The sequence below is a fragment of the Rhizobium anhuiense bv. trifolii genome, assembly GCF_024346605.1.
Taxonomy (GTDB): domain Bacteria; phylum Pseudomonadota; class Alphaproteobacteria; order Rhizobiales; family Rhizobiaceae; genus Rhizobium; species Rhizobium anhuiense.
The window spans coordinates 2,023,529-2,045,280 of sequence record NZ_CP098803.1; the positions used below are offsets into that span (position 1 = coordinate 2,023,529).

The 21,752-nt window shown below is 60.0% G+C and carries 17 protein-coding genes and 3 tRNA genes; 18 read left to right on the forward strand and 2 right to left on the reverse strand.

Annotation, left to right across the window (positions count from 1 at the left end):
* Positions 1-127: 127 nt before the first annotated feature.
* The gene (locus tag NE851_RS18570; RefSeq protein WP_063474328.1) at positions 128-868 is read left to right on the forward strand and encodes a hypothetical protein; all 741 of its coding nucleotides are present in this window, start codon (positions 128-130) and stop codon (positions 866-868) included.
* 29 nt (positions 869-897) lie between these two features.
* On the opposite strand, the gene rlmB is transcribed toward NE851_RS18570, so the two are convergent.
* Positions 898-1,788 carry a 23S rRNA (guanosine(2251)-2'-O)-methyltransferase RlmB gene (gene rlmB, locus NE851_RS18575; protein WP_047616594.1) on the reverse strand — a complete coding sequence of 297 codons (891 nt, stop codon included), beginning with the start codon at positions 1,786-1,788 and terminating at the stop codon, positions 898-900.
* A gap of 201 nt (positions 1,789-1,989) precedes the next feature.
* On the opposite strand from rlmB, the gene NE851_RS18580 reads away from it, so the two are divergent.
* From NE851_RS18580 to rpoC, 14 genes are all read left to right on the forward strand, one after another.
* A tRNA-Tyr gene (locus NE851_RS18580) sits at positions 1,990-2,074 on the forward strand.
* Between the two features lie 24 nt (positions 2,075-2,098).
* A tRNA-Gly gene (locus NE851_RS18585) sits at positions 2,099-2,172 on the forward strand.
* Between the two features lie 348 nt (positions 2,173-2,520).
* Positions 2,521-3,696 (forward strand): elongation factor Tu, encoded by a 1,176-nt coding sequence (gene tuf, locus NE851_RS18590; protein WP_028757605.1) that lies wholly within the window; start codon positions 2,521-2,523, stop codon positions 3,694-3,696.
* A gap of 202 nt (positions 3,697-3,898) precedes the next feature.
* The gene (locus NE851_RS18595) at positions 3,899-4,033 is read left to right on the forward strand and encodes a hypothetical protein (protein ID WP_010069473.1); all 135 of its coding nucleotides are present in this window, start codon (positions 3,899-3,901) and stop codon (positions 4,031-4,033) included.
* A gap of 229 nt (positions 4,034-4,262) precedes the next feature.
* Positions 4,263-5,156, forward strand: a complete 894-nt coding sequence (locus tag NE851_RS18600; RefSeq protein ID WP_097545464.1) for an NAD-dependent epimerase/dehydratase family protein — start codon at positions 4,263-4,265, stop codon at positions 5,154-5,156.
* A 168-nt stretch (positions 5,157-5,324) separates the two neighbouring features.
* Positions 5,325-5,400: transfer RNA gene (locus NE851_RS18605), tRNA-Trp, on the forward strand.
* A 194-nt stretch (positions 5,401-5,594) separates the two neighbouring features.
* Positions 5,595-5,795, forward strand: coding sequence for a preprotein translocase subunit SecE (gene secE / locus NE851_RS18610; protein WP_003573826.1), 201 nt, complete (start codon positions 5,595-5,597; stop codon positions 5,793-5,795).
* Positions 5,796-5,812: 17 nt separating this feature from the next.
* A complete protein-coding gene (gene nusG / locus NE851_RS18615) occupies positions 5,813-6,343 on the forward strand; it encodes a transcription termination/antitermination protein NusG (RefSeq protein WP_003547516.1) in 531 nt (176 codons plus the stop codon).
* 176 nt (positions 6,344-6,519) lie between these two features.
* A complete protein-coding gene (rplK, locus tag NE851_RS18620) occupies positions 6,520-6,951 on the forward strand; it encodes a 50S ribosomal protein L11 (protein WP_047620024.1) in 432 nt (143 codons plus the stop codon).
* A 4-nt stretch (positions 6,952-6,955) separates the two neighbouring features.
* Positions 6,956-7,657, forward strand: a complete 702-nt coding sequence (gene rplA / locus NE851_RS18625; protein ID WP_047620022.1) for a 50S ribosomal protein L1 — start codon at positions 6,956-6,958, stop codon at positions 7,655-7,657.
* 350 nt (positions 7,658-8,007) lie between these two features.
* Positions 8,008-8,526 carry a 50S ribosomal protein L10 gene (rplJ, locus tag NE851_RS18630; RefSeq protein WP_028757410.1) on the forward strand — a complete coding sequence of 173 codons (519 nt, stop codon included), beginning with the start codon at positions 8,008-8,010 and terminating at the stop codon, positions 8,524-8,526.
* Between the two features lie 58 nt (positions 8,527-8,584).
* Entirely contained in the window at positions 8,585-8,962 is a 378-nt protein-coding gene (gene rplL, locus NE851_RS18635) for a 50S ribosomal protein L7/L12 (RefSeq protein WP_028757409.1), read from the forward strand.
* Between the two features lie 261 nt (positions 8,963-9,223).
* Positions 9,224-13,363, forward strand: coding sequence for a DNA-directed RNA polymerase subunit beta (gene rpoB / locus NE851_RS18640; protein WP_028757408.1), 4,140 nt, complete (start codon positions 9,224-9,226; stop codon positions 13,361-13,363).
* 190 nt (positions 13,364-13,553) lie between these two features.
* Entirely contained in the window at positions 13,554-17,762 is a 4,209-nt protein-coding gene (rpoC, locus tag NE851_RS18645; RefSeq protein ID WP_254962054.1) for a DNA-directed RNA polymerase subunit beta', read from the forward strand.
* Between the two features lie 115 nt (positions 17,763-17,877).
* Here rpoC and NE851_RS18650 read toward each other — a convergent pair whose 3' ends face one another.
* Positions 17,878-18,171, reverse strand: a complete 294-nt coding sequence (locus tag NE851_RS18650) for a hypothetical protein (RefSeq protein ID WP_028757598.1) — start codon at positions 18,169-18,171, stop codon at positions 17,878-17,880.
* Positions 18,172-18,668: 497 nt separating this feature from the next.
* Here NE851_RS18650 and rpsL point away from each other — a divergent pair, with 497 nt between their 5' ends.
* From rpsL to fusA, 3 genes are all read left to right on the forward strand, one after another.
* Positions 18,669-19,040 carry a 30S ribosomal protein S12 gene (rpsL, locus tag NE851_RS18655; RefSeq protein ID WP_003547537.1) on the forward strand — a complete coding sequence of 124 codons (372 nt, stop codon included), beginning with the start codon at positions 18,669-18,671 and terminating at the stop codon, positions 19,038-19,040.
* Positions 19,041-19,117: 77 nt separating this feature from the next.
* Positions 19,118-19,588, forward strand: a complete 471-nt coding sequence (gene rpsG, locus NE851_RS18660; protein ID WP_028757597.1) for a 30S ribosomal protein S7 — start codon at positions 19,118-19,120, stop codon at positions 19,586-19,588.
* Between the two features lie 29 nt (positions 19,589-19,617).
* Positions 19,618-21,717: an elongation factor G gene (fusA, locus tag NE851_RS18665; RefSeq protein WP_029868122.1), complete on the forward strand. Its 2,100-nt coding sequence runs from the start codon at positions 19,618-19,620 to the stop codon at positions 21,715-21,717.
* The last annotated feature ends 35 nt before the right edge of the window (positions 21,718-21,752 follow it).

Below are 21,752 nucleotides of genomic sequence, written 5' to 3' on the forward strand. Positions count from 1 at the left end.
CAAGGCAAAAGTGGATTTCTCCGGCATCGGCCAGGCGTTGCACGGGTCTTGCCGGCATCCGTTTCCCATCTGTCGCGCCGGATCGAACCATGTCAGAGATACCGAAGCATTTCAGAGGCGGACTGTGATGAAGCGGACGATCAAGACATCGACTATCCTTGCGGCACTGATTTCCTTGGCCGGAGCGTCCGAAAGCCCGGCACCGTTCGACAGGCCGATAAAAGTGGACGTCGTCGCGCTGCCGAAGGACGAACTCAATCCTGATGCAAAGCCGAAGATCACCTGCAGCCGTTATCCCGCCTTCATGGTCAAGGAAGTCGATCTCGGCGAGGTCGGAGCCGAAAAGCTGGCGCTGCTTGCCGCCGATGCGCCCTGTGAGCGCGCCGACGAACGCGAGCGGGTGATCGAGGACGATATAGCCGGTTATCTCATGGGCGTCAGCGGCGGTTTCGTCTTCTTCCGGGCAGCGGACGGGTGGAACGGCGGACTGCCTTTCGTCGTCTACGATGCGGCGACGGGCGAGCGGCTACTCGACGATTCGTTTGAGGGCGACAATTTTGCCGCGATAAGGAGCGGGAAGGGGGAGCTGACCCTCGACTTCCGCCGCGTCTACACGGCGTCCTGCTCGCTCTATCTCGATGGTGCTGCCTGCGCAAAGGCGATCGCCGCCGACACCGGGCTGCCGCTGAAGCAGCTGCCGGATTGTGCCTCAGCCTACAAGGCGGAAATCAAACGCAGCCCCGGCCACGCTGGTGAAATCGAGAAGCTGCCGAGCGTGATCGTCTATCCCGTCGAGGTGGCCTATGTGGCGGGCGATACACTGCGCCGACCGCTGGACGGACCTGCCAGCTGCCAGACGCCGAGCTGAGCAGGAGCGCGGCGTCCGAGCAGGCCAGCCTATGCCTTCAGGTGGAGACGCGCCGCATAAAGCGCGATCGCTGCGGCATTCGAGACGTTGAGCGATTTGATCGCGCCCGGCATATCGAGGCGGGCAAGTGCGTTGACAGTTTCCCGCGTCTTCTGCCGAAGTCCCTTGCCTTCGGAGCCGAGCACCAGCGCCACCTTCTCGCCAGAGAAGGTGCCTTCGAGCGGCGCCGGCCCTTCCGAATCAAGGCCGATGGTGGAGAAACCGAGCTTGTGCAATTCGCCGAGCGCATCCGCGAGATTGGTGACCTGTATATAAGGTATCAGCTCCAGCGCGCCGGAGGCGGACTTGGCGAGCACGCCTGACTCGGTCGGGCTATGTCTCTGGGTGGTGATAACGGCGCCGGCATTGAAGGCGACGGCTGAACGCATGATCGCGCCGACATTGTGCGGATCGGTCACCTGATCGAGGACGAGCAGGAGAGGGCTGTCCTTCAGCGCTTCGAGTCGGCGTACCGGAAGCGGCCGTGTTTCCAGCATGACGCCCTGATGGATCGCTTCCGGGCCGAGCACCTTATCGATCTCCTGCGGCGAGACGATTTCGAAGGGAATGCCGAGCGTTTCGACGTCGACTTCGAGCCGCGCCAGCGCATTCTGCGTCACGAACAGCTTGATCTTCTTGCGCTCGGGATTGTCGAGGGCGGCGCGCACCGTATGCAGGCCGTAAAGATGCACCTGATCGGGGGCAAGAGCCGGCGGCTTCCAGTCCTCGGCCCCGCGCCTGCGCTTCTGCGGCTGAGGTGTCGGAATCTCGCCGCGTTCGCGCTTGGCGTCCCGGTGGGCGCGCCGCAGATTGGCGTAATGCGTATCCTTGGCGGATGGGTCTGTCGCGGACTTGCCGCCGGATTTGTTGTCTTTGCTCATGCGGCTTTATAGCTATGGCGCTCGCCGCCGCATAGGCTTTCTTTCATATGCCGGCTTTCGGCGGCGAATGAAATTTTTCGTGTTTTTTCCGTTGTCATCGTGTTGACAGACTGAAATGCTCCGGTCATATACGCGGCGCAGACGACGGGCGGCAACGCTTCGAAGTCTGACGAACTTGGTCTAGCGATCCGGACGAAAACTGGAGAGATGCCCGAGTGGTTAAAGGGGACGGACTGTAAATCCGTTGGCTCAGCCTACGTTGGTTCAAATCCAACTCTCTCCACCATTCGTCATCGGATCGGACCACCCCGCGGGTATAGCTCAATGGTAGAGCAGCAGCCTTCCAAGCTGAATACGCGGGTTCGATTCCCGCTACCCGCTCCAGTTTCCCTGAAGCCAGTTCATACGACCGCCGCCGCGGTAGTTTTTGGGTGTTTCCGCGCTGGCGATGAATTCCACGATGGCGGCCATCGCCTGACGGGCGAGGGGCGGTCGGCGCCGACCGCCTGAGCTTCGTCCCCCAGTCGTCCATGCGATTTTCTCTGAGATTTCAGGGATTTTCGAGGGCACTTCGGCGAATCGCCTTGCAGGCGGCGAATTGTCTCCCATATGCGCTGTCAGGCCAAGAATGGCGTCTGCAATTAAGTCTTGCGCAATGTCGCCGAAAGCCTTAAACGGCGGCACTAAACCGGTTCGCCGGGGCCCACCATTTCGTTCACAGGAAGCATTCAAATGGCAAAGAGTAAGTTTGAGCGCAACAAGCCGCACGTCAACATCGGCACGATCGGCCACGTTGACCACGGCAAGACGTCTCTGACGGCAGCGATCACGAAGTACTTCGGTGAGTTCAAGGCGTACGACCAGATCGACGCGGCTCCGGAAGAAAAGGCTCGTGGCATCACCATTTCGACGGCACACGTCGAATATGAGACGCCGGCCCGCCACTACGCGCACGTCGACTGCCCCGGCCACGCCGACTACGTCAAGAACATGATCACCGGTGCTGCCCAGATGGACGGCGCGATCCTGGTGTGCTCGGCCGCTGACGGCCCGATGCCGCAGACGCGCGAACACATCCTTCTGGCCCGCCAGGTCGGCGTTCCGGCGATCGTGGTGTTCCTGAACAAGGTCGACCAGGTTGACGACGCCGAGCTTCTCGAACTGGTCGAGCTCGAAGTTCGCGAACTGCTGTCGTCCTACGACTTCCCGGGCGACGATATCCCGGTCGTCAAGGGTTCGGCGCTCGCTGCTCTCGAAGATTCGGACAAGAAGATCGGCGAAGACGCGATCCGCGAGCTGATGGCTGCGGTTGACGCCTACATCCCGACGCCTGAGCGTCCGATCGACCAGCCGTTCCTGATGCCGATCGAAGACGTGTTCTCGATCTCGGGCCGCGGCACGGTTGTGACCGGCCGCGTCGAGCGTGGCATCGTCAAGGTTGGCGAAGAAGTCGAGATCGTCGGCATCCGCCCGACCTCGAAGACGACGGTGACCGGCGTTGAAATGTTCCGCAAGCTGCTCGATCAGGGCCAGGCCGGCGACAACATCGGCGCGCTGATCCGCGGTGTGAACCGTGACGGCGTCGAGCGTGGTCAGATTCTCTGCAAGCCGGGTTCTGTCAAGCCGCACAAGAAGTTCATGGCGGAAGCCTACATCCTGACGAAGGAAGAGGGTGGCCGTCATACGCCGTTCTTCACCAACTACCGTCCGCAGTTCTACTTCCGCACGACCGACGTGACGGGCATTGTGACGCTGCCGGAAGGCACGGAGATGGTTATGCCGGGCGACAACGTCACGGTTGCCGTCGAGCTGATCGTTCCGATCGCGATGGAAGAAAAGCTGCGCTTCGCTATCCGCGAAGGCGGCCGCACCGTCGGCGCCGGCATCGTCGCTTCGATCGTCGAGTAACTTTCGAGTTATCCGCAATTATGAAGACCCCGCTGGAAACAGCGGGGTTTTTCATTTTCATGGCTTCCGGTAGGTTTAACAGGTGTTGTAAAAATATCGTTAAATTGGCCTGTCACAGTATTTTGTTCATCTCACATTCAGAAACCGGTTTGTGAATGGCCCATTTTAGTCCAGACTCCTTCTTGCAAAGAGGAGAGCCCGGATGATTCCAAAGGCCACATTCGCTGCGACGATATTCGCTATGTATGTTTTCACGATGTTTTTCATCGCTGCAATTCCGCAAGAGGTTGTTCAGGCAGCCGGAGTGCAGGTCAACGAGATAAGCGTCGTCAAGTGACGACGTTGGAGTTAAGCGTCGTCAAGTGACGACGCTGGAGGTAAGTGTCGTCAAGTGACGACCCTTGCAGAGCATCGCAGCCTTCTGCGATGATCGGAAATGATCGGCCAGGCGCTCCCGGATAGGATGCTCCTGGCGACGCGGGGGTGAACCCTTGCACGACGCTCGCTTGCTCTTCGCGCGGAAGCGTCTCACTATGCCTCCGATTTCATGACGCGGAGGATATTCCATGAAGAGACGCATTCTGCTCACGGGCGGTTCGGGCAAGGCAGGTCGCCATACTGTGCCATGGCTCGTCAATGCCGGTTACGAGGTTCACAACCTCGATCTCGTGCCGCTGGATAGCCCCGGCGTCACCAATCTCATCGCCGACATCACCGACAGCGGTCAGGTCTTCAATGCGCTCTCGATGCATCGCGATTTTCCCGATCTCGATGCGGGCAGGGGCGTGCAGCCCTTCGATGCTGTCGTGCATTTCGCCGCCATCCCGCGCATTCTGATCAAGCCCGACAACGAAACCTTCCGCATCAACACGATGGGCACCTACAATGTCATCGAGGCGGCGGTGAAGCTCGGCATCAGGAAGATCATCGTCGCATCGAGCGAGACGACCTACGGCGTCTGCTTCGCCGAAGGCCATCGCGATTTCCACCATTTCCCGCTGGAGGAGGACTACGACGTCAATCCGATGGATTCTTACGGCCTTTCCAAGGTGGTCAACGAAAAGACGGCGCGCGCCTTTGCCGAACGCTCGGGTTTCGACATTTATGCGCTGCGCATCGGCAACGTCATCGAGCCGCACGAATACGAGAAATTCCCCACCTTTTTCGCCAATCCCGAGATGCGCAAGCGCATCGCCTGGAGCTATATCGACGCCCGCGACCTCGGACAGATCTGCCATCTGTGCATCGAGAAGGACGGTCTCGGCTATCAGGTCTTCAACGCCGCCAACGACACTGTCTCGGCCAACACGCCGTCGAAGGAGCTTGCAAAGCGATTCTTCCCGAACGTGCCCTTCATCCGCGAGATCGGCGAATATGAGGGTCTGCTCTCCAACCGCAAGATTCGCGAGGTGCTGGGCTTTAAAGAAGAGCACGATTGGCGGAAATATGTGAACCTCTGAACGGATCTTGGTCGCCCGGTGGAAAAGCCTACTGCTCGCATATGAGGAGAATGGCTTTGAAAATCGAAAATCGTGCTTGCCAATCCCGTGCCGTCGTCTTAAAGGGAGCGCCATGCTTTTCAGCAGCGATTTGCGGGCCTTGGCTCTGGCGCTGAATGACAGGTATGAAGGGGTATAGCTCAGTTGGTAGAGCGGCGGTCTCCAAAACCGCAGGTCGTAGGTTCGAGCCCTACTGCCCCTGCCATTCTCCTTGATGCGGGACAGCGCGGACATGCTCGCGGCATTCCGGCCGGGGATTGATGGGTGGTAAGTAATTTCGTTAAACTTCGGTTTCCCTCTTGTGTATTCGGAAATCGGTGTTTATTTAGGGTTCAACAGACACGCGGTGCGTGGGGCTGATAGTTTCAGCTTTACGCGCCGTAATTGCGTGGGCAGTCGATGGCATCCAAATCCAATCCGTTTGCGTTTCTGCAGCAGGTTCGCTCCGAGACGTCCAAAGTTACATGGCCGTCGCGCCGCGAGACGATGATCTCGACGGTTATGGTGCTTGTGATGGTGGTTTTCGCCGCGCTGTTTTTCTTTGCCGCTGACCAGCTGATTGGCTGGGTTCTGAGCTTCGTGCTGAATACCGGCAACTGATACGGGTGGAGATGAAAATGGCGGCACGTTGGTACATCGTCCACGCATATTCTAATTTTGAAAAGAAGGTGGCTGAAGACATCGAGAACAAGGCTCGCCAGAAGGGGCTGGAGCACCTGTTCGAGAAGATCCTCGTGCCGACCGAAAAGGTGGTGGAAGTGCGTCGCGGCCGCAAGGTCGATTCGGAGCGCAAGTTTTTCCCGGGCTATGTCATGGTTCGCGCCAATCTGACGGATGAAGCCTATCACCTGATCAAGAATACGCCGAAGGTCACAGGTTTCCTCGGCTCCGACAATAAGCCCGTTCCGATTCCGGATTACGAAGCCGAGCGCATTCTCGGTCAGGTCCAGGAAGGTGTCGAGCGGCCGAAGGCCTCCATTACCTTCGAGATCGGCGAGCAGGTCCGCGTTTCCGACGGCCCGTTCGCGTCGTTCAACGGCACGGTTCAGGATGTGGACGAAGAACGTTCGCGCCTGAAGGTGGAAGTGTCGATCTTCGGCCGCGCAACGCCGGTCGAGCTGGAATACGCTCAGGTCGAGAAGGTCTGATTGCAGAGACTGGAGGCTGGCCCTTGCGGCCTGTTTCCTGCGGACTTTGTCCGCATCCGCGTGGAAGGTGAGGGGTCTTAGCCGGACCCTAACGATCCGCACCACGCAACCGCAGCCGCCGGAGAGATCCGGCATCACGGGCCGGGCGACCGGCCGTTCATGAAAGGCAGAGAGATATGGCTAAGAAAGTTGCAGGCCAGCTCAAGCTTCAGGTCAAGGCAGGATCGGCAAACCCGTCCCCGCCGATTGGTCCGGCGCTTGGTCAGCGTGGCATTAACATCATGGAATTCTGCAAGGCGTTCAATGCCGCCACGCAGGAAATGGAAAAGGGTATGCCGATTCCGGTCGTCATCACCTATTACCAGGACAAGTCCTTCACCTTCGCGATGAAGCAGCCTCCGGTCAGCTACTGGCTGAAGAAGGAAGCGAAGATCACGTCCGGTTCCAAGACGCCCGGCAAGGGCGCCAAGGCCGGCTCCCTCACCAAGGCTCAGATCAAGACGATCGCAGAAGCCAAGATGAAGGATCTGAACGCAGCGGATATCGAAGGTGCAATGGCGATGATCGAGGGCTCTGCCCGCGCCATGGGCCTGGAAGTGGTGGGTTAAGATCATGGCTGGTAAGCGCACGCAGAAGATCAACGAAGGTGTTGATCCCACCAAGCTCTACGCTCTGAGCCTGGCCATCGGCATGGTCAAGGAACGGGCTGTCGCCAAGTTCGACGAAACCATCGAAGTCTCGATGAACCTCGGCGTCGACCCGCGCCATGCGGACCAGATGGTTCGCGGCGTCGTCAACCTGCCGAACGGCACAGGCCGTACGGTTCGCGTCGCAGTCTTCGCGCGTGGCGCCAAGGCTGATGAAGCCAAGGCTGCCGGTGCTGATATCGTCGGCGCTGAAGAGCTCGTCGAAATCGTCCAGGGCGGCAAGATCGAATTCGATCGCTGCATCGCCACCCCCGACATGATGCCGCTCGTCGGCCGTCTCGGTAAGGTTCTCGGCCCCCGCGGCATGATGCCGAACCCGAAGGTCGGCACCGTCACCATGGACGTCGCCGGAGCCGTCAAGGCTTCCAAGGGCGGCGCTGTCGAGTTCCGCGTCGAGAAGGCTGGCATCGTCCATGCCGGTATCGGCAAGGCCTCTTTCGACGCCAAGGCTCTGGAAGAAAACATCCGCGCCTTCGCTGACGCCGTCATCAAGGCAAAGCCGGCTGGCGCCAAGGGCAACTATGTCAAGCGCGTGGCGATTTCCTCGACCATGGGCCCGGGCGTCAAGATCGAAGTCGGCTCGGTCACCGCAGCTCCGACTGCATAAGTTCGCGCCCAAGGACTTGGGCGCAATGGTCGGGCTTTGAGCCCGGCGACTGAATTTCCGGCCTCGCAAGGGGCCGGAATATTCCGGAGAAATCCGGAATCCTGTCCGAGATTGCAGGTGGTTTTCCCTTAATCACTTGGCCTGCATGAGACGGGTAAGACCCGAATTGCATGAAGTTCGCTTCTCGTAACTCGGTTCGAGCCTTGGATGCCTTGTGCCTCTTTAGCCTTGATTGGCGCGGGAGCGCGGGGGGACAGGATCCTCAAGCGTCGCTTGGGATCTCACATGATCCCAGGAGGCAAAGGCAACCCGGCAGGTCCGATTTCGGTCCTGCCAACTGGAGATAGGCAGTGGAAAGAGCGGAAAAACGCGAATTCGTCACGGAACTGAACGAAGTCTTCAAGGCTTCGGGCTCAGTTGTCGTGGCCCACTATGCTGGTGCCACAGTCGCGCAGATGAACGATTTTCGTTCGAAGATGCGTGCAGCTGGCGGTACCGTCAAAGTCGCGAAGAACCGCCTGGCCAAAATTGCCCTTCAGGGTACGGAAGCGGAAGGGATTACCAATCTCTTCAAAGGTCAGACGCTGATTGCATACAGCAATGACCCGATCACCGCTCCGAAGGTCGTCATGGATTTCGCCAAGACCAATGACAAGATCATTGTTCTGGGCGGCGCCATGGGAACAACCACGCTCAACGCCGAAGCAGTCAAGTCGCTTGCGACCCTGCCTTCGCTTGATGAGCTGCGTGCGAAGCTGCTGGGCATGATCCAGACACCGGCTACCCGCATCGCTGGGGTTGTTGCAGCACCGGCAAGCCAGCTTGCTCGCGTGTTTGCGGCCTACGCCAAGAAGGACGAAGCCGCGTAAGGCGGTTTTTCGCTGTTTATAATCAACCGGTTCGAACCGAACAAAAGGAACTAGTAAAATGGCTGATCTCGCAAAGATCGTAGACGACCTCTCCTCGCTGACCGTTCTGGAAGCTGCAGAACTGTCGAAGCTTCTCGAAGAAAAGTGGGGCGTTTCCGCTGCTGCTCCGGTAGCTGTTGCTGCCGCTGCCGGTGGTGCTGGCCCTGCTGTCGTTGAAGAAGAAAAGACCGAATTCGACGTCATCCTCGTCGACGCTGGTGCCAACAAGATCAACGTCATCAAGGAAGTCCGCGCCATCACCGGTCTCGGCCTCAAGGAAGCCAAGGACCTCGTCGAGGCCGCTCCGAAGGCTGTCAAGGAAGGCGTCAACAAGGCTGAAGCCGCTGACATCAAGAAGAAGCTTGAAGACGCTGGCGCCAAGGCCGACGTCAAGTAATCTTGAACTGCTTTTGGGAGGCAGCATCTACTGCCTCCCATTTGCCGTTTTTCTGAACGAATTACCCAAAAGCCGCGTCAAAACGGCTTTTGGGTAATGGGTTCTTCAAAAGGATAGTCTCGCACCGAAGGCAGCACAGCAATCCGAGCTGAGCGTTTTCGGGAGTCGGACGAGATTGAATTACTCATTGATTGACGGGATCGACTGGCCATCGGTTCCCGTCCGTTGCAGGCCCGGGTGCAAGATTTTGAAGGAGCGACGATGGCTCAGACCCTTTCGTTCAACGGTCGCAGGCGCGTACGCAAGTTTTTTGGTAAGATCCCCGAAGTCGCAGAAATGCCGAACCTCATCGAGGTTCAGAAGGCGTCCTACGACCAGTTTTTGATGGTTGAAGAGCCGAAGGGCGGTCGTCCCGACGAGGGCCTTCAGGCCGTCTTCAAGTCGGTTTTCCCGATCACCGATTTCTCCGGCGCTTCCATGCTGGAATTCGTGTCCTACGAATTCGAACCGCCGAAGTTCGACGTTGATGAATGCCGTCAGCGCGACCTGACCTATGCAGCGCCGCTGAAGGTGACGCTGCGCCTCATCGTGTTCGATATCGACGAAGATACGGGCGCGAAGTCGATCAAGGACATCAAGGAGCAGTCCGTCTACATGGGCGACATGCCGCTCATGACCAATAACGGCACGTTCATCGTCAACGGCACCGAGCGCGTGATCGTCTCCCAGATGCACCGTTCGCCGGGCGTCTTCTTCGACCACGACAAGGGCAAGAGCCATTCGTCCGGCAAGCTGCTCTTTGCTGCGCGTGTCATTCCTTACCGCGGTTCCTGGCTCGATATTGAATTCGACGCCAAGGACATCGTCTACGCCCGTATCGACCGCCGCCGCAAGATTCCGGTCACGTCGCTGCTGATGGCGCTTGGCATGGACGGCGAGGAAATCCTCGACACCTTCTATACGAAGTCGCTCTACAAGCGCGACGGCGAAGGCTGGCGCATTCCCTTCAAGCCGGAAACGCTGAAGGGCGCCAAGGCGATCACCGAGATGGTCGACGCCGATACCGGCGAAGTCGTCGTGGAAGCCGGCAAGAAGCTGACCCCGCGCCTGCTGCGCCAGCTCTCCGACAAGGGCCTGAAGGCGCTGAAGGCCGGCGACGACGACCTTTACGGCAACTACCTTGCCGAAGACATCGTCAACTACTCCACGGGTGAAATCTATCTCGAGGCCGGCGACGAAATCGACGAGAAGACGCTTGGCGTCATCCTGTCGAACGGTTTCGACGAGATCCCGGTTCTCGGCATCGACCACATCAATGTCGGCGCCTATATCCGCAACACGCTGTCTGCCGACAAGAACGAGAACCGTCAGGACGCTCTGTTCGACATCTACCGCGTCATGCGTCCGGGTGAGCCGCCGACCATGGAATCGGCCGAAGCCATGTTCAACTCGCTGTTCTTCGATGCGGAGCGCTACGACCTCTCCGCCGTCGGCCGCGTCAAGATGAACATGCGCCTCGACCTGACCGTCGAAGACACCGTCCGCATCCTGCGCAAGGACGACATCCTGGCCGTGGTCAGGATGCTGGTCGAATTGCGCGACGGCAAGGGCGAGATCGACGACATCGACAACCTCGGCAACCGCCGCGTCCGTTCGGTCGGCGAACTGATGGAAAATCAGTACCGTCTCGGCCTCTTGCGCATGGAACGTGCGATCAAGGAACGCATGTCCTCGATCGAGATCGACACGGTCATGCCGCAGGATCTGATCAACGCCAAGCCGGCAGCCGCCGCCGTCCGCGAATTCTTCGGCTCCTCGCAGCTCTCGCAGTTCATGGACCAGGTCAACCCGCTCTCGGAAATCACCCACAAGCGCCGTCTTTCGGCTCTCGGTCCGGGCGGTCTGACCCGTGAGCGCGCCGGCTTCGAAGTCCGCGACGTGCATCCGACCCACTATGGCCGCATTTGCCCGATCGAAACGCCGGAAGGCCCGAACATCGGTCTCATCAACTCGCTTGCGACCTTTGCCCGCGTCAACAAGTACGGCTTCATCGAAAGCCCGTACCGCCGCATCGTCGACGGCAAGGTGACGAACGACGTGCTCTACCTCTCCGCCATGGAAGAGGCGAAGTACTACGTCGCCCAGGCCAACGCCGAAATGAACGCCGACGGTTCCTTCGTCGACGAATTCGTCGTCTGCCGTCATGCCGGCGAAGTCATGCTCGCGCCGCGCGACAGCATGAACCTGATGGACGTTTCGCCGAAGCAGGTCGTTTCGGTCGCAGCCGCGCTCATCCCGTTCCTGGAAAACGACGACGCCAACCGCGCGCTCATGGGCTCGAACATGCAGCGTCAGGCCGTGCCGCTGCTGCGTGCCGAAGCCCCGTTCGTCGGTACCGGCATGGAGCCGGTCGTTGCCCGTGACTCCGGCGCCGCCATCGGTGCCCGTCGCGGCGGCGTGGTCGACCAGGTCGACGCGACGCGTATCGTTATCCGCGCCACGGAAGACCTCGAAGCCGGCAAATCCGGCGTCGATATCTACCGCCTGCAGAAGTTCCAGCGTTCGAACCAGAACACCTGCGTCAACCAGCGTCCGCTGGTCACCGTCGGTGACGTCGTCAACCGCGGCGACATTCTCGCCGACGGTCCGTCGACCGATCTCGGCGACCTGGCGCTCGGCCGCAACGCGCTCGTCGCGTTCATGCCCTGGAACGGCTACAACTACGAAGACTCGATCCTGCTCTCCGAACGTATCGTTGCCGACGACGTGTTCACCTCCATCCACATCGAAGAATTCGAAGTGATGGCGCGCGACACCAAGCTTGGTCCCGAGGAAATCACCCGCGATATTCCGAACGTTTCGGAAGAAGCGCTGAAGAACCTCGACGAAGCCGGCATCGTCTATATCGGCGCCGAAGTTCAGCCGGGCGATATCCTCGTCGGCAAGATCACCCCGAAGGGCGAAAGCCCGATGACGCCGGAAGAAAAGCTTCTGCGCGCCATCTTCGGCGAAAAGGCCTCCGACGTGCGCGATACCTCCATGCGCATGCCGCCCGGCACCTACGGCACGATCGTCGAAGTCCGTGTCTTCAACCGCCATGGCGTCGAGAAGGACGAGCGTGCGATGGCGATCGAGCGCGAAGAGATCGAGCGTCTGGCAAAGGACCGCGACGACGAGCAGGCGATCCTCGACCGTAACGTCTACGGCCGTCTGATCGACATGCTGCGCGGCCAGGTCTCCATTGCCGGCCCGAAGGGCTTCAAGAAGGGCACCGAGCTTTCGAACGCCGTCGTCTCCGAATATCCCCGCTCGCAGTGGTGGATGTTCGCGGTCGAGGACGAGAAGGTCCAGAGCGAACTCGAAGCACTCCGCGGCCAGTACGACGAATCCAAGTCGCGCCTCGAACAGCGCTTCATGGATAAGGTCGAGAAGGTCCAGCGCGGCGATGAAATGCCTCCTGGCGTCATGAAGATGGTCAAGGTCTTCGTCGCCGTGAAGCGCAAGATCCAGCCGGGCGACAAGATGGCCGGCCGTCACGGGAACAAGGGCGTGGTCTCGCGCATTGTGCCTGTCGAGGACATGCCGTTCCTCGAAGACGGCACGCATGTCGACGTCGTTCTGAACCCGCTCGGTGTGCCCTCGCGCATGAACGTCGGCCAGATCCTGGAAACGCATCTGGGCTGGGCTTGCGCCGGCATGGGTCGCCAGATCGGCGAACTGATCGAAGCCTACAAGGCCAATGGCAACATCGAGCCGCTGCGCAAGACCATCGGCGATGTCGTCGGTGACGGTCCGAAGGCCGAACAGGTCCACGACTTCGACGATGAGTCGGTCCTGCGTCTCGCCGACCAGTGGAAGCGCGGCGTTTCGATTGCGACGCCTGTTTTCGACGGTGCGCATGAAGGCGACGTCAACGACATGCTGCGTCTGGCAGGTCTCAAGGACACGGGTCAGTCGACGCTTTATGACGGCCGTACCGGCGAGCAGTTCGACCGCCAGGTGACTGTGGGCTACATCTACATGCTGAAGCTCAACCACCTGGTCGACGACAAGATCCATGCCCGTTCGATCGGTCCTTACTCGCTCGTGACCCAGCAGCCGCTGGGCGGCAAGGCGCAGTTCGGCGGCCAGCGCTTCGGCGAAATGGAAGTCTGGGCGCTCGAAGCTTACGGCGCCGCCTACACGCTGCAGGAAATGCTGACGGTGAAGTCGGACGACGTCGCCGGCCGCACCAAGGTCTACGAAGCCATCGTCCGTGGAGACGACACGTTCGAAGCCGGTATTCCGGAAAGCTTCAACGTTCTCGTCAAGGAAATGCGCTCGCTGGGCCTCAGCGTCGAGCTCGAGAACACCAAGCTTGACGAGGCGCAGGCAGCTCAGCTGCCCGACGCGGCCGAGTAAGCACTTGATAGGGCGTGCGCTGCCAATGCGGCGCACGCCGGTCCCGCCGGGCGCCGTATCCGTGTCGGCCCGGGAGGGAAGTTTCGCCGCATCTTGCGGTTATTCTCGTTTAAGCGAGGGAGGCGGCTCCCGGGAAATTGCCGCCGACCATCGCATTTTGAGGGCGCTTTAGCCCATGAAGGAGACAGGCATGAACCAAGAGGTCATGAATCTTTTCAATCCGCAGGTGCCTGCACAGAATTTCGATTCCATTCGGATTTCGATCGCGTCTCCGGAGAAGATCCTCTCCTGGTCCTACGGTGAGATCAAGAAGCCGGAAACCATCAACTACCGTACGTTCAAGCCGGAACGCGACGGTCTGTTCTGCGCGCGCATCTTCGGGCCGATCAAGGACTACGAATGCCTGTGCGGCAAGTACAAGCGCATGAAGTACAAGGGCATCATCTGCGAAAAGTGCGGCGTCGAAGTCACGCTGTCGCGCGTTCGCCGTGAGCGCATGGGCCATATCGAGCTCGCCGCTCCCGTCGCCCACATCTGGTTCCTGAAGTCGCTGCCATCGCGCATCTCGACGCTGCTCGACATGACGCTGAAGGATGTCGAGCGCGTCCTCTACTTCGAAAACTACATCGTCACCGAGCCGGGCCTGACCGCCCTGAAGGAGCACCAGCTCCTCTCGGAAGAAGAGTACATGCTTGCCGTCGACGAATACGGCGAAGACCAGTTCACCGCGATGATCGGCGCTGAGGCGATCTACGAGATGCTGGCCTCGATGAACCTCGAAAAGATCGCTGGCGACCTGCGTTCCGAGCTTGCCGACACCACGTCGGATCTCAAGCAGAAGAAGCTGATGAAGCGCCTGAAGATCGTCGAGAACTTCATGGAGTCGGGCAACCGTCCGGAATGGATGATCATGAAGGTCGTCCCGGTCATTCCGCCGGACCTGCGTCCGCTGGTTCCGCTCGACGGCGGCCGTTTCGCGACGTCGGATCTGAACGATCTTTACCGCCGCGTCATCAACCGCAACAACCGCCTGAAGCGCCTGATCGAGCTTCGCGCGCCGGGCATCATCATCCGCAACGAAAAGCGCATGCTGCAGGAATCTGTTGACGCGCTGTTCGACAACGGCCGGCGCGGCCGCGTCATCACCGGCGCCAACAAGCGTCCGCTGAAGTCGCTCTCCGACATGCTGAAGGGCAAGCAGGGCCGCTTCCGCCAGAACCTGCTCGGCAAGCGCGTCGACTATTCCGGTCGTTCGGTCATCGTCACCGGCCCGGAACTGAAGCTGCACCAGTGCGGCCTGCCGAAGAAGATGGCGCTCGAGCTCTTCAAGCCGTTCATCTATGCCCGCCTCGACGCCAAGGGTTATTCCTCGACCGTCAAGCAGGCCAAGAAACTGGTCGAAAAGGAAAAGCCGGAAGTCTGGGATATCCTCGACGAGGTCATCCGCGAGCATCCGGTTCTCCTGAACCGCGCACCGACGCTGCACCGCCTGGGCATCCAGGCCTTCGAACCCACCCTGGTCGAAGGCAAGGCGATCCAGCTGCATCCGCTCGTCTGCACGGCCTTCAACGCCGACTTCGACGGTGACCAGATGGCCGTTCACGTGCCGCTGTCGCTCGAAGCCCAGCTCGAAGCCCGCGTGCTGATGATGTCGACCAACAACATCCTGCATCCGGCCAACGGCGCGCCGATCATCGTTCCCTCGCAGGACATGGTTCTCGGCCTCTACTACCTGTCGATCCTGAACCAGAACGAGCCGGGCGAAGGCATGGCCTTCTCCGACCTCGGCGAACTGCATCACGCCCTCGAAAGCAAGGTCGTGACGCTGCACACCAAGATCCGCGGCCGCTTCAAGTCGATCGACGAGGATGGCAAGCCCTACTCGAAGATCTATGAGACGACGCCTGGCCGTCTGCTCATCGGCGAACTGCTGCCGAAGAACGGCAAGGTGCCCTTCGACATCTGCAACCAGGAAATGACCAAGAAGAACATCTCCAAGATGATCGACACGGTCTATCGCCACTGCGGCCAGAAGGACACGGTCATTTTCTGCGACCGCATCATGCAGCTCGGCTTCTCCCATGCCTGCCGCGCCGGCATTTCGTTCGGCAAGGACGACATGGTCATTCCGGATGCCAAGGCCAAGATCGTTGCCGACACCGAAAGCCTGGTGAAGGAATACGAGCAGCAGTACAATGACGGCCTGATCACCCAGGGCGAAAAGTACAACAAGGTTGTCGACGCCTGGGGCAAGGCGACCGAAAAGGTCGCCGAAGAGATGATGGCCCGCATTAAGGCGGTCGAGTTCGACGAGAAGACCGGTCGTCAGAAGCCGATGAACTCGATCTACATGATGAGCCACTCCGGCGCCCGCGGTTCTCCGAACCAGATGCGTCAGCTGGGCGGCATGCGCGGCCTGATGGCCAAGCCGTCGGGCGAAATCATCGAGACGCCGATCATCTCGAACTTCAAGGAAGGCCTGACCGTCAACGAGTACTTCAACTCGACGCACGGCGCCCGCAAGGGTCTGGCAGACACCGCGCTCAAGACCGCCAACTCCGGTTACCTCACGCGCCGTCTCGTCGACGTCGCGCAGGACTGCATCGTCACGCACGTCGATTGCGGAACGCAGACGGGCCTCACCATGACCGCCATCGTCGATGCCGGCCAGGTCGTTGCCTCGATCGGTGCTCGCATCCTCGGCCGTACGGCGCTCGACGATATCGATCATCCGATCACCGGTGAGCGCATCGTCGATGCCGGTAAGATGATCCTCGAGCCCGATGTCGTCGAAATCGAGAAGGCCGGTATCCAGTCGATCCGGATTCGCTCGGCACTGACCTGCGAAATCCAGACGGGCGTCTGCTCGGTCTGCTACGGCCGCGACCTCGCGCGTGGTACGCCTGTCAACATGGGCGAAGCCGTCGGCGTCATCGCAGCTCAGTCGATCGGTGAACCGGGCACCCAGCTCACCATGCGTACCTTCCACCTTGGCGGTACGGCAACCGTGGTCGACCAGTCGTTCCTCGAAGCCTCGTATGAAGGTACGGTGCAGATCAAGAACCGCAACATCCTGCGCAACTCCGATGGCAACCTCGTTGCCATGGGCCGCAACATGACCGTCCAGATCCTGGACGAACGTGGTGTCGAGCGGTCGTCGCAGCGTGTGGCCTACGGTTCGAAGCTGCATGTCGACGAAGGCGACAAGGTCAAGCGCGGCCAGCGTCTGGCGGAGTGGGACCCCTACACCCGTCCGATGATGACGGAAGTAGCCGGTACCGTTCAGTTCGAAGACCTGGTCGACGGTCTCTCCGTTCTGGAAGCGACCGACGAATCCACCGGCATCACCAAGCGTCAGGTCATCGACTGGCGTTCGACCCCCCGCGGTTCGGACCTCAAGCCGGCGATCGTCATCAAGGATGCCAGCGGCAATGTCGCCAAGCTGTCGCGTGGCGGCGACGCCCGCTTCCTGCTCTCGGTCGACGCGATCCTGTCGGTCGAGCCGGGCACAAAGGTCTCCCAGGGTGACGTTCTCGCGCGTTCGCCGCTGGAAAGCGCCAAGACCAAGGACATCACCGGCGGTCTGCCGCGTGTTGCCGAACTGTTCGAAGCCCGTCGTCCGAAGGACCACGCCATCATCGCGGAGATCGATGGTACGATCCGCCTCGGCCGCGACTACAAGAACAAGCGCCGCGTCATCATCGAGCCGGCGGAAGACGGTGTCGAGCCTGTCGAATACCTGATCCCGAAGGGCAAGCCCTTCCACCTTCAGGAAGGCGACTATATCGAAAAGGGTGACTACATCCTCGACGGTAACCCGGCTCCGCACGACATCCTGGCGATCAAGGGCGTGGAGGCTCTGGCCTCCTACCTCGTCAACGAGATCCAGGAAGTCTACCGCCTGCAGGGCGTTGTCATCAACGACAAGCACATCGAGGTGATCGTCCGTCAGATGCTGCAGAAGGTGGAAATCACCGATGCAGGCGACTCGACCTATATCGTCGGCGACAATGTCGACCGGATCGAGCTCGAAGACGTCAACGATCATCTGATCGAGCAGGGCAAGAAGCCCGCCTACGGCGATCCGGTTCTTCTCGGCATCACCAAGGCGTCGCTGCAGACCCCGTCCTTCATCTCGGCCGCGTCCTTCCAGGAAACGACCAAGGTGCTGACGGAAGCTGCGATCGCCGGCAAGACCGACGGCCTGCAGGGTCTGAAGGTAAACGTCATCGTCGGTCGCCTCATCCCGGCCGGCACCGGCGGCACCATGACCCAGATCCGCCGCATCGCCACGTCGCGCGACGAGATGATCCTCGAAGAGCGCCGCAAGGGCACCGGGGCTGCCGTTGCTACGCCGATGCTGCAGGACATGGCCGAAAAGGCTCCGGCTGCGGAATAATCCGCCGGCTGAAGTCGTTGAATTGAAAAACCGCCCGGAGCGATCCGGGCGGTTTTCGTTTTTGGTCTGCTCTGTTTGGTCGGGCGGGGAGGGAGCGCGCCCCGCGCGGCTCCCTTCAGTTGAAGCGGATGATCGCGACTTCGCCGTCGACGGCGCCCTGATAGGCGGAGGCGTGCGGTTCCTCGGCAGGCACCTCGGTCAGCATGCCGATCTGGTCGAGATCGGCCTCAATGAAGCCTTCCTCGGCAAGGGCGTTCAGGGCCTCGCGGACGGCGGTGTCGTCGTCGGGCGCCTTCAGCATGATATGCAGGTCGATGCCTTCGCTGGCGTCGGACTCGTAGCCCTTGCCGATGATGATGAAGATCATCGGACCATCGAAATTATTGTCGTTATCAGGTGTCGTGATCATCGCCTGTCCTTCGGCTCTTTGACGATTCGCTCGCTCGAATCCCCTGTGAGGGCCGAGCGCTGCAATTGCTGATTCCTTAGCTGCTTTTGCTGCGATGCCCAAGTTTTTATCTTGGCGCACGGCTGTGAATTCGTCTAGGAGGGTGAAAACAGGGCGTCAGGCCCGCATATCAAGGCGATGCGGCGAGTTTATTTCTTAACCGGCCTTGACGAGATGGGTGGAAACCAGTAGTACCCCGGCCATCAGATCCCATGTGAGGCTTGGCTGTTCGGGGCGACGCGCCCTGAAGTTCACCTCAAACAAGGTTCTAAACGCACGTTGAAGTCATGATGCTGCACGCACGACGCATATTCTATGCGTCCTCTGCTCCTTGTGGTCCATCTGCGGAAGCGGATCGGGCCATATTTTGCGCATTGACGGAAAGCGTGCGTCACTGCCGGAGACGGCGCGAGTTCAAGCCCGCAAGGGTACTGAGATAAAACGTAAGGGATGGTTGAATGCCTACCGTAAACCAGCTGATCCGCAAGCCTCGCCAGGCGAACGTAAAGCGTAACAAGGTTCCCGCACTCCAGGAGAACCCGCAGAAGCGCGGCGTTTGCACGCGCGTCTACACGACGACGCCGAAGAAGCCGAACTCGGCTCTGCGTAAGGTCGCAAAGATCCGCCTGACCAACGGCTTCGAAGTCATTGGTTACATCCCCGGGGAAGGTCATAACCTTCAGGAACACTCTGTCGTCATGATCCGTGGCGGCCGCGTCAAGGACCTTCCGGGTGTCCGTTATCACATCATCCGCGGCGTTCTCGATACCCAGGGTGTCAAGAACCGCAAGCAGCGCCGCTCCAAGTACGGCGCGAAGCGTCCGAAGTAATTCGGTTTTGAATAATTCGGCGCTGCGCGAGGTCCTCCGCGTGATGAAGCGCCTTAACGATTGAAGAGACGAAAACTATGTCCAGACGCCATAAAGCAGAAAAGCGCGAGATCAATCCGGATCCGAAGTTCGGCGATCTCGTCGTCACCAAGTTCATGAATGCCATCATGCTCGACGGCAAGAAGTCCGTTGCTGAAAACATCGTCTACGGTGCGTTCGACGCCGTCCAGGGCAAGTCCAAGCAGGAGCCGCTCACGGTTTTCCATTCTGCGCTCGACAACATTGCCCCGCACGTTGAAGTCCGCTCGCGCCGTGTCGGTGGTGCGACCTATCAGGTCCCGGTCGACGTTCGTCCGGAGCGCCGCCAGGCTCTCGCCATTCGCTGGCTGATCGCTGCTGCCCGCAAGCGCAATGAAACGACTATGGTTGACCGCCTTTCCGGCGAACTGCTCGATGCGTCCAACAACCGTGGCTCCGCCGTCAAGAAGCGCGAAGACACGCACAAGATGGCTGACGCCAACCGCGCATTCTCGCACTATCGCTGGTAATTCCGAACGGTATCGAAAGGCAGTCCACAATGGCTCGCGAATATAAGATCGAAGATTACCGCAATTTCGGTATCATGGCGCATATCGACGCCGGCAAGACCACGACCACCGAGCGTATCCTTTACTACACCGGCAAGTCGCACAAGATCGGCGAAGTCCACGACGGCGCAGCCACCATGGACTGGATGGAGCAGGAGCAGGAGCGTGGCATCACGATCACCTCTGCTGCCACCACGACCTTCTGGAAGGGCCGTGACGGCAAGATGCGCCGCTTCAACATCATCGACACCCCCGGCCACGTCGACTTCACCATCGAAGTCGAGCGTTCGCTGCGCGTTCTCGACGGCGCCATCGCGCTGCTCGACGCCAACGCAGGTGTTGAGCCGCAGACGGAAACCGTCTGGCGTCAGGCCGAGAAGTACAACGTCCCGCGGATGATCTTCTGCAACAAGATGGACAAGACCGGCGCGGACTTCTACCGCTCCGTCGAGATGATCAAGACCCGTCTCGGCGCAACGGCTGTCGTCATGCAGCTGCCGATCGGCGCTGAAAGCGACTTCAAGGGCGTCATCGACCTCATCGAGATGAACGCTCTCATCTGGCGCGACGAGTCGCTCGGCGCCCAGTGGGATGTCGTCGAGATCCCCGAGGATATGAAGGCCAAGGCCGAAGAATATCGCGAAAAGCTGATCGAGACGGTCGTCGATATCGACGAAGCCGCCATGGAAGCCTATCTCGAAGGCGTTCTGCCCGACAACGATCAGATCCGCGCGCTGGTTCGCCGCGGCACGATCGACGTCAAGTTCCACCCGATGTTCTGCGGCACCGCCTTCAAGAACAAGGGCGTGCAGCCGCTGCTCGACGCCGTCGTCGACTACCTGCCGTCGCCGATGGACATCCCGGCGATCAAGGGCATCGACTTCAAGACGGAAGCTGACATCGAGCGTCACGCCGACGACAACGAGCCGCTTTCCATGCTCGCCTTCAAGATCATGAACGACCCCTTCGTCGGTTCGCTGACCTTCGCCCGCATCTACTCCGGCAAGCTCGAAAAGGGCGCGTCGGTCATGAACACGGTCAAGGACAAGCGCGAGCGCGTCGGCCGCATGCTGCAGATGCACTCCAACTCGCGTGAAGACATCGAAGAAGCCTTCGCAGGCGACATCGTCGCTCTCGCCGGCCTCAAGGAAACCACGACGGGCGACACGCTTTGCGATCCGCTGAAGCCGGTTATCCTCGAGCGCATGGAATTCCCCGAGCCGGTCATCCAGATCGCCATCGAGCCGAAGACCAAGGGCGACCAGGAAAAGATGGGCCTCGCGCTCAACCGCCTGGCTGCTGAAGATCCTTCCTTCCGCGTCAAGACCGACCAGGAATCCGGCCAGACCATCATTGCCGGCATGGGCGAACTGCATCTCGACATCATCGTCGACCGCATGCGTCGTGAATTCAAGGTCGAAGCAACCGTCGGCGCGCCGCAGGTTGCCTACCGCGAAACCATCACCCGGACGCACGAAGAAGACTACACGCACAAGAAGCAGTCCGGTGGTACCGGCCAGTTCGCGCGCGTCAAGATCATCTTCGAACCGAACCCGGACGGCGACGACTTCAAGTTCGAATCGAAGATTGTCGGTGGTTCCGTTCCGAAGGAATACATCCCCGGCGTCCAGAAGGGCATCGAAAGCGTCCTGTCTTCGGGTCCGCTGGCTGGCTTCCCGATGCTCGGCGTCAAGGCGACCCTCATCGACGGCGCCTTCCACGACGTCGACTCCTCGGTTCTCGCCTTCGAAATCGCATCGCGTGCCTGCTTCCGTGAAGCAGCCAAGAAGGCCGGCGCTCAGCTGCTCGAGCCGATGATGAAGGTCGAAGTCGTGACCCCGGAAGATTACGTCGGCGACGTCATCGGCGACCTGAACTCCCGTCGCGGCCAGATCCAGGGCCAGGAAAGCCGTGGTATCGCCGTCGTCATCAACGCGAACGTTCCGCTCGCGAACATGTTCAAGTACGTCGACAACCTGCGCTCCATGTCTCAGGGCCGCGCTCAGTACACGATGACCTTCGATCACTATTCGCCGGTCCCGTCGAACGTCGCAACAGAAATCCAGGCAAAGTATTCCGGTCAGAAGTGACCGGCATACCAATTGACCGATAACAAGAATTAGAT

What these genes read in the sequence shown, in the direction of transcription:
- rplA (WP_047620022.1), top strand. Translation starts at nt 6,956, where the DNA reads ATGGCTGGTAAGCGCACGCAGAAGATCAACGAAGGTGTTGATCCCACC.
- rplK (WP_047620024.1), top strand. Translation starts at nt 6,520, where the DNA reads ATGGCTAAGAAAGTTGCAGGCCAGCTCAAGCTTCAGGTCAAGGCAGGA.
- NE851_RS18570 (WP_063474328.1), top strand. Translation starts at nt 128, where the DNA reads ATGAAGCGGACGATCAAGACATCGACTATCCTTGCGGCACTGATTTCC.
- rlmB (WP_047616594.1), bottom strand. Translation starts at nt 1,788, where the DNA reads ATGAGCAAAGACAACAAATCCGGCGGCAAGTCCGCGACAGACCCATCC.
- rplL (WP_028757409.1), top strand. Translation starts at nt 8,585, where the DNA reads ATGGCTGATCTCGCAAAGATCGTAGACGACCTCTCCTCGCTGACCGTT.
- nusG (WP_003547516.1), top strand. Translation starts at nt 5,813, where the DNA reads ATGGCGGCACGTTGGTACATCGTCCACGCATATTCTAATTTTGAAAAG.
- rpoC (WP_254962054.1), top strand. Translation starts at nt 13,554, where the DNA reads ATGAACCAAGAGGTCATGAATCTTTTCAATCCGCAGGTGCCTGCACAG.
- NE851_RS18595 (WP_010069473.1), top strand. Translation starts at nt 3,899, where the DNA reads ATGATTCCAAAGGCCACATTCGCTGCGACGATATTCGCTATGTATGTT.
- tuf (WP_028757605.1), top strand. Translation starts at nt 2,521, where the DNA reads ATGGCAAAGAGTAAGTTTGAGCGCAACAAGCCGCACGTCAACATCGGC.
- fusA (WP_029868122.1), top strand. Translation starts at nt 19,618, where the DNA reads ATGGCTCGCGAATATAAGATCGAAGATTACCGCAATTTCGGTATCATG.
- secE (WP_003573826.1), top strand. Translation starts at nt 5,595, where the DNA reads ATGGCATCCAAATCCAATCCGTTTGCGTTTCTGCAGCAGGTTCGCTCC.
- rpoB (WP_028757408.1), top strand. Translation starts at nt 9,224, where the DNA reads ATGGCTCAGACCCTTTCGTTCAACGGTCGCAGGCGCGTACGCAAGTTT.
- rpsL (WP_003547537.1), top strand. Translation starts at nt 18,669, where the DNA reads ATGCCTACCGTAAACCAGCTGATCCGCAAGCCTCGCCAGGCGAACGTA.
- NE851_RS18650 (WP_028757598.1), bottom strand. Translation starts at nt 18,171, where the DNA reads ATGATCACGACACCTGATAACGACAATAATTTCGATGGTCCGATGATC.
- NE851_RS18600 (WP_097545464.1), top strand. Translation starts at nt 4,263, where the DNA reads ATGAAGAGACGCATTCTGCTCACGGGCGGTTCGGGCAAGGCAGGTCGC.
- rpsG (WP_028757597.1), top strand. Translation starts at nt 19,118, where the DNA reads ATGTCCAGACGCCATAAAGCAGAAAAGCGCGAGATCAATCCGGATCCG.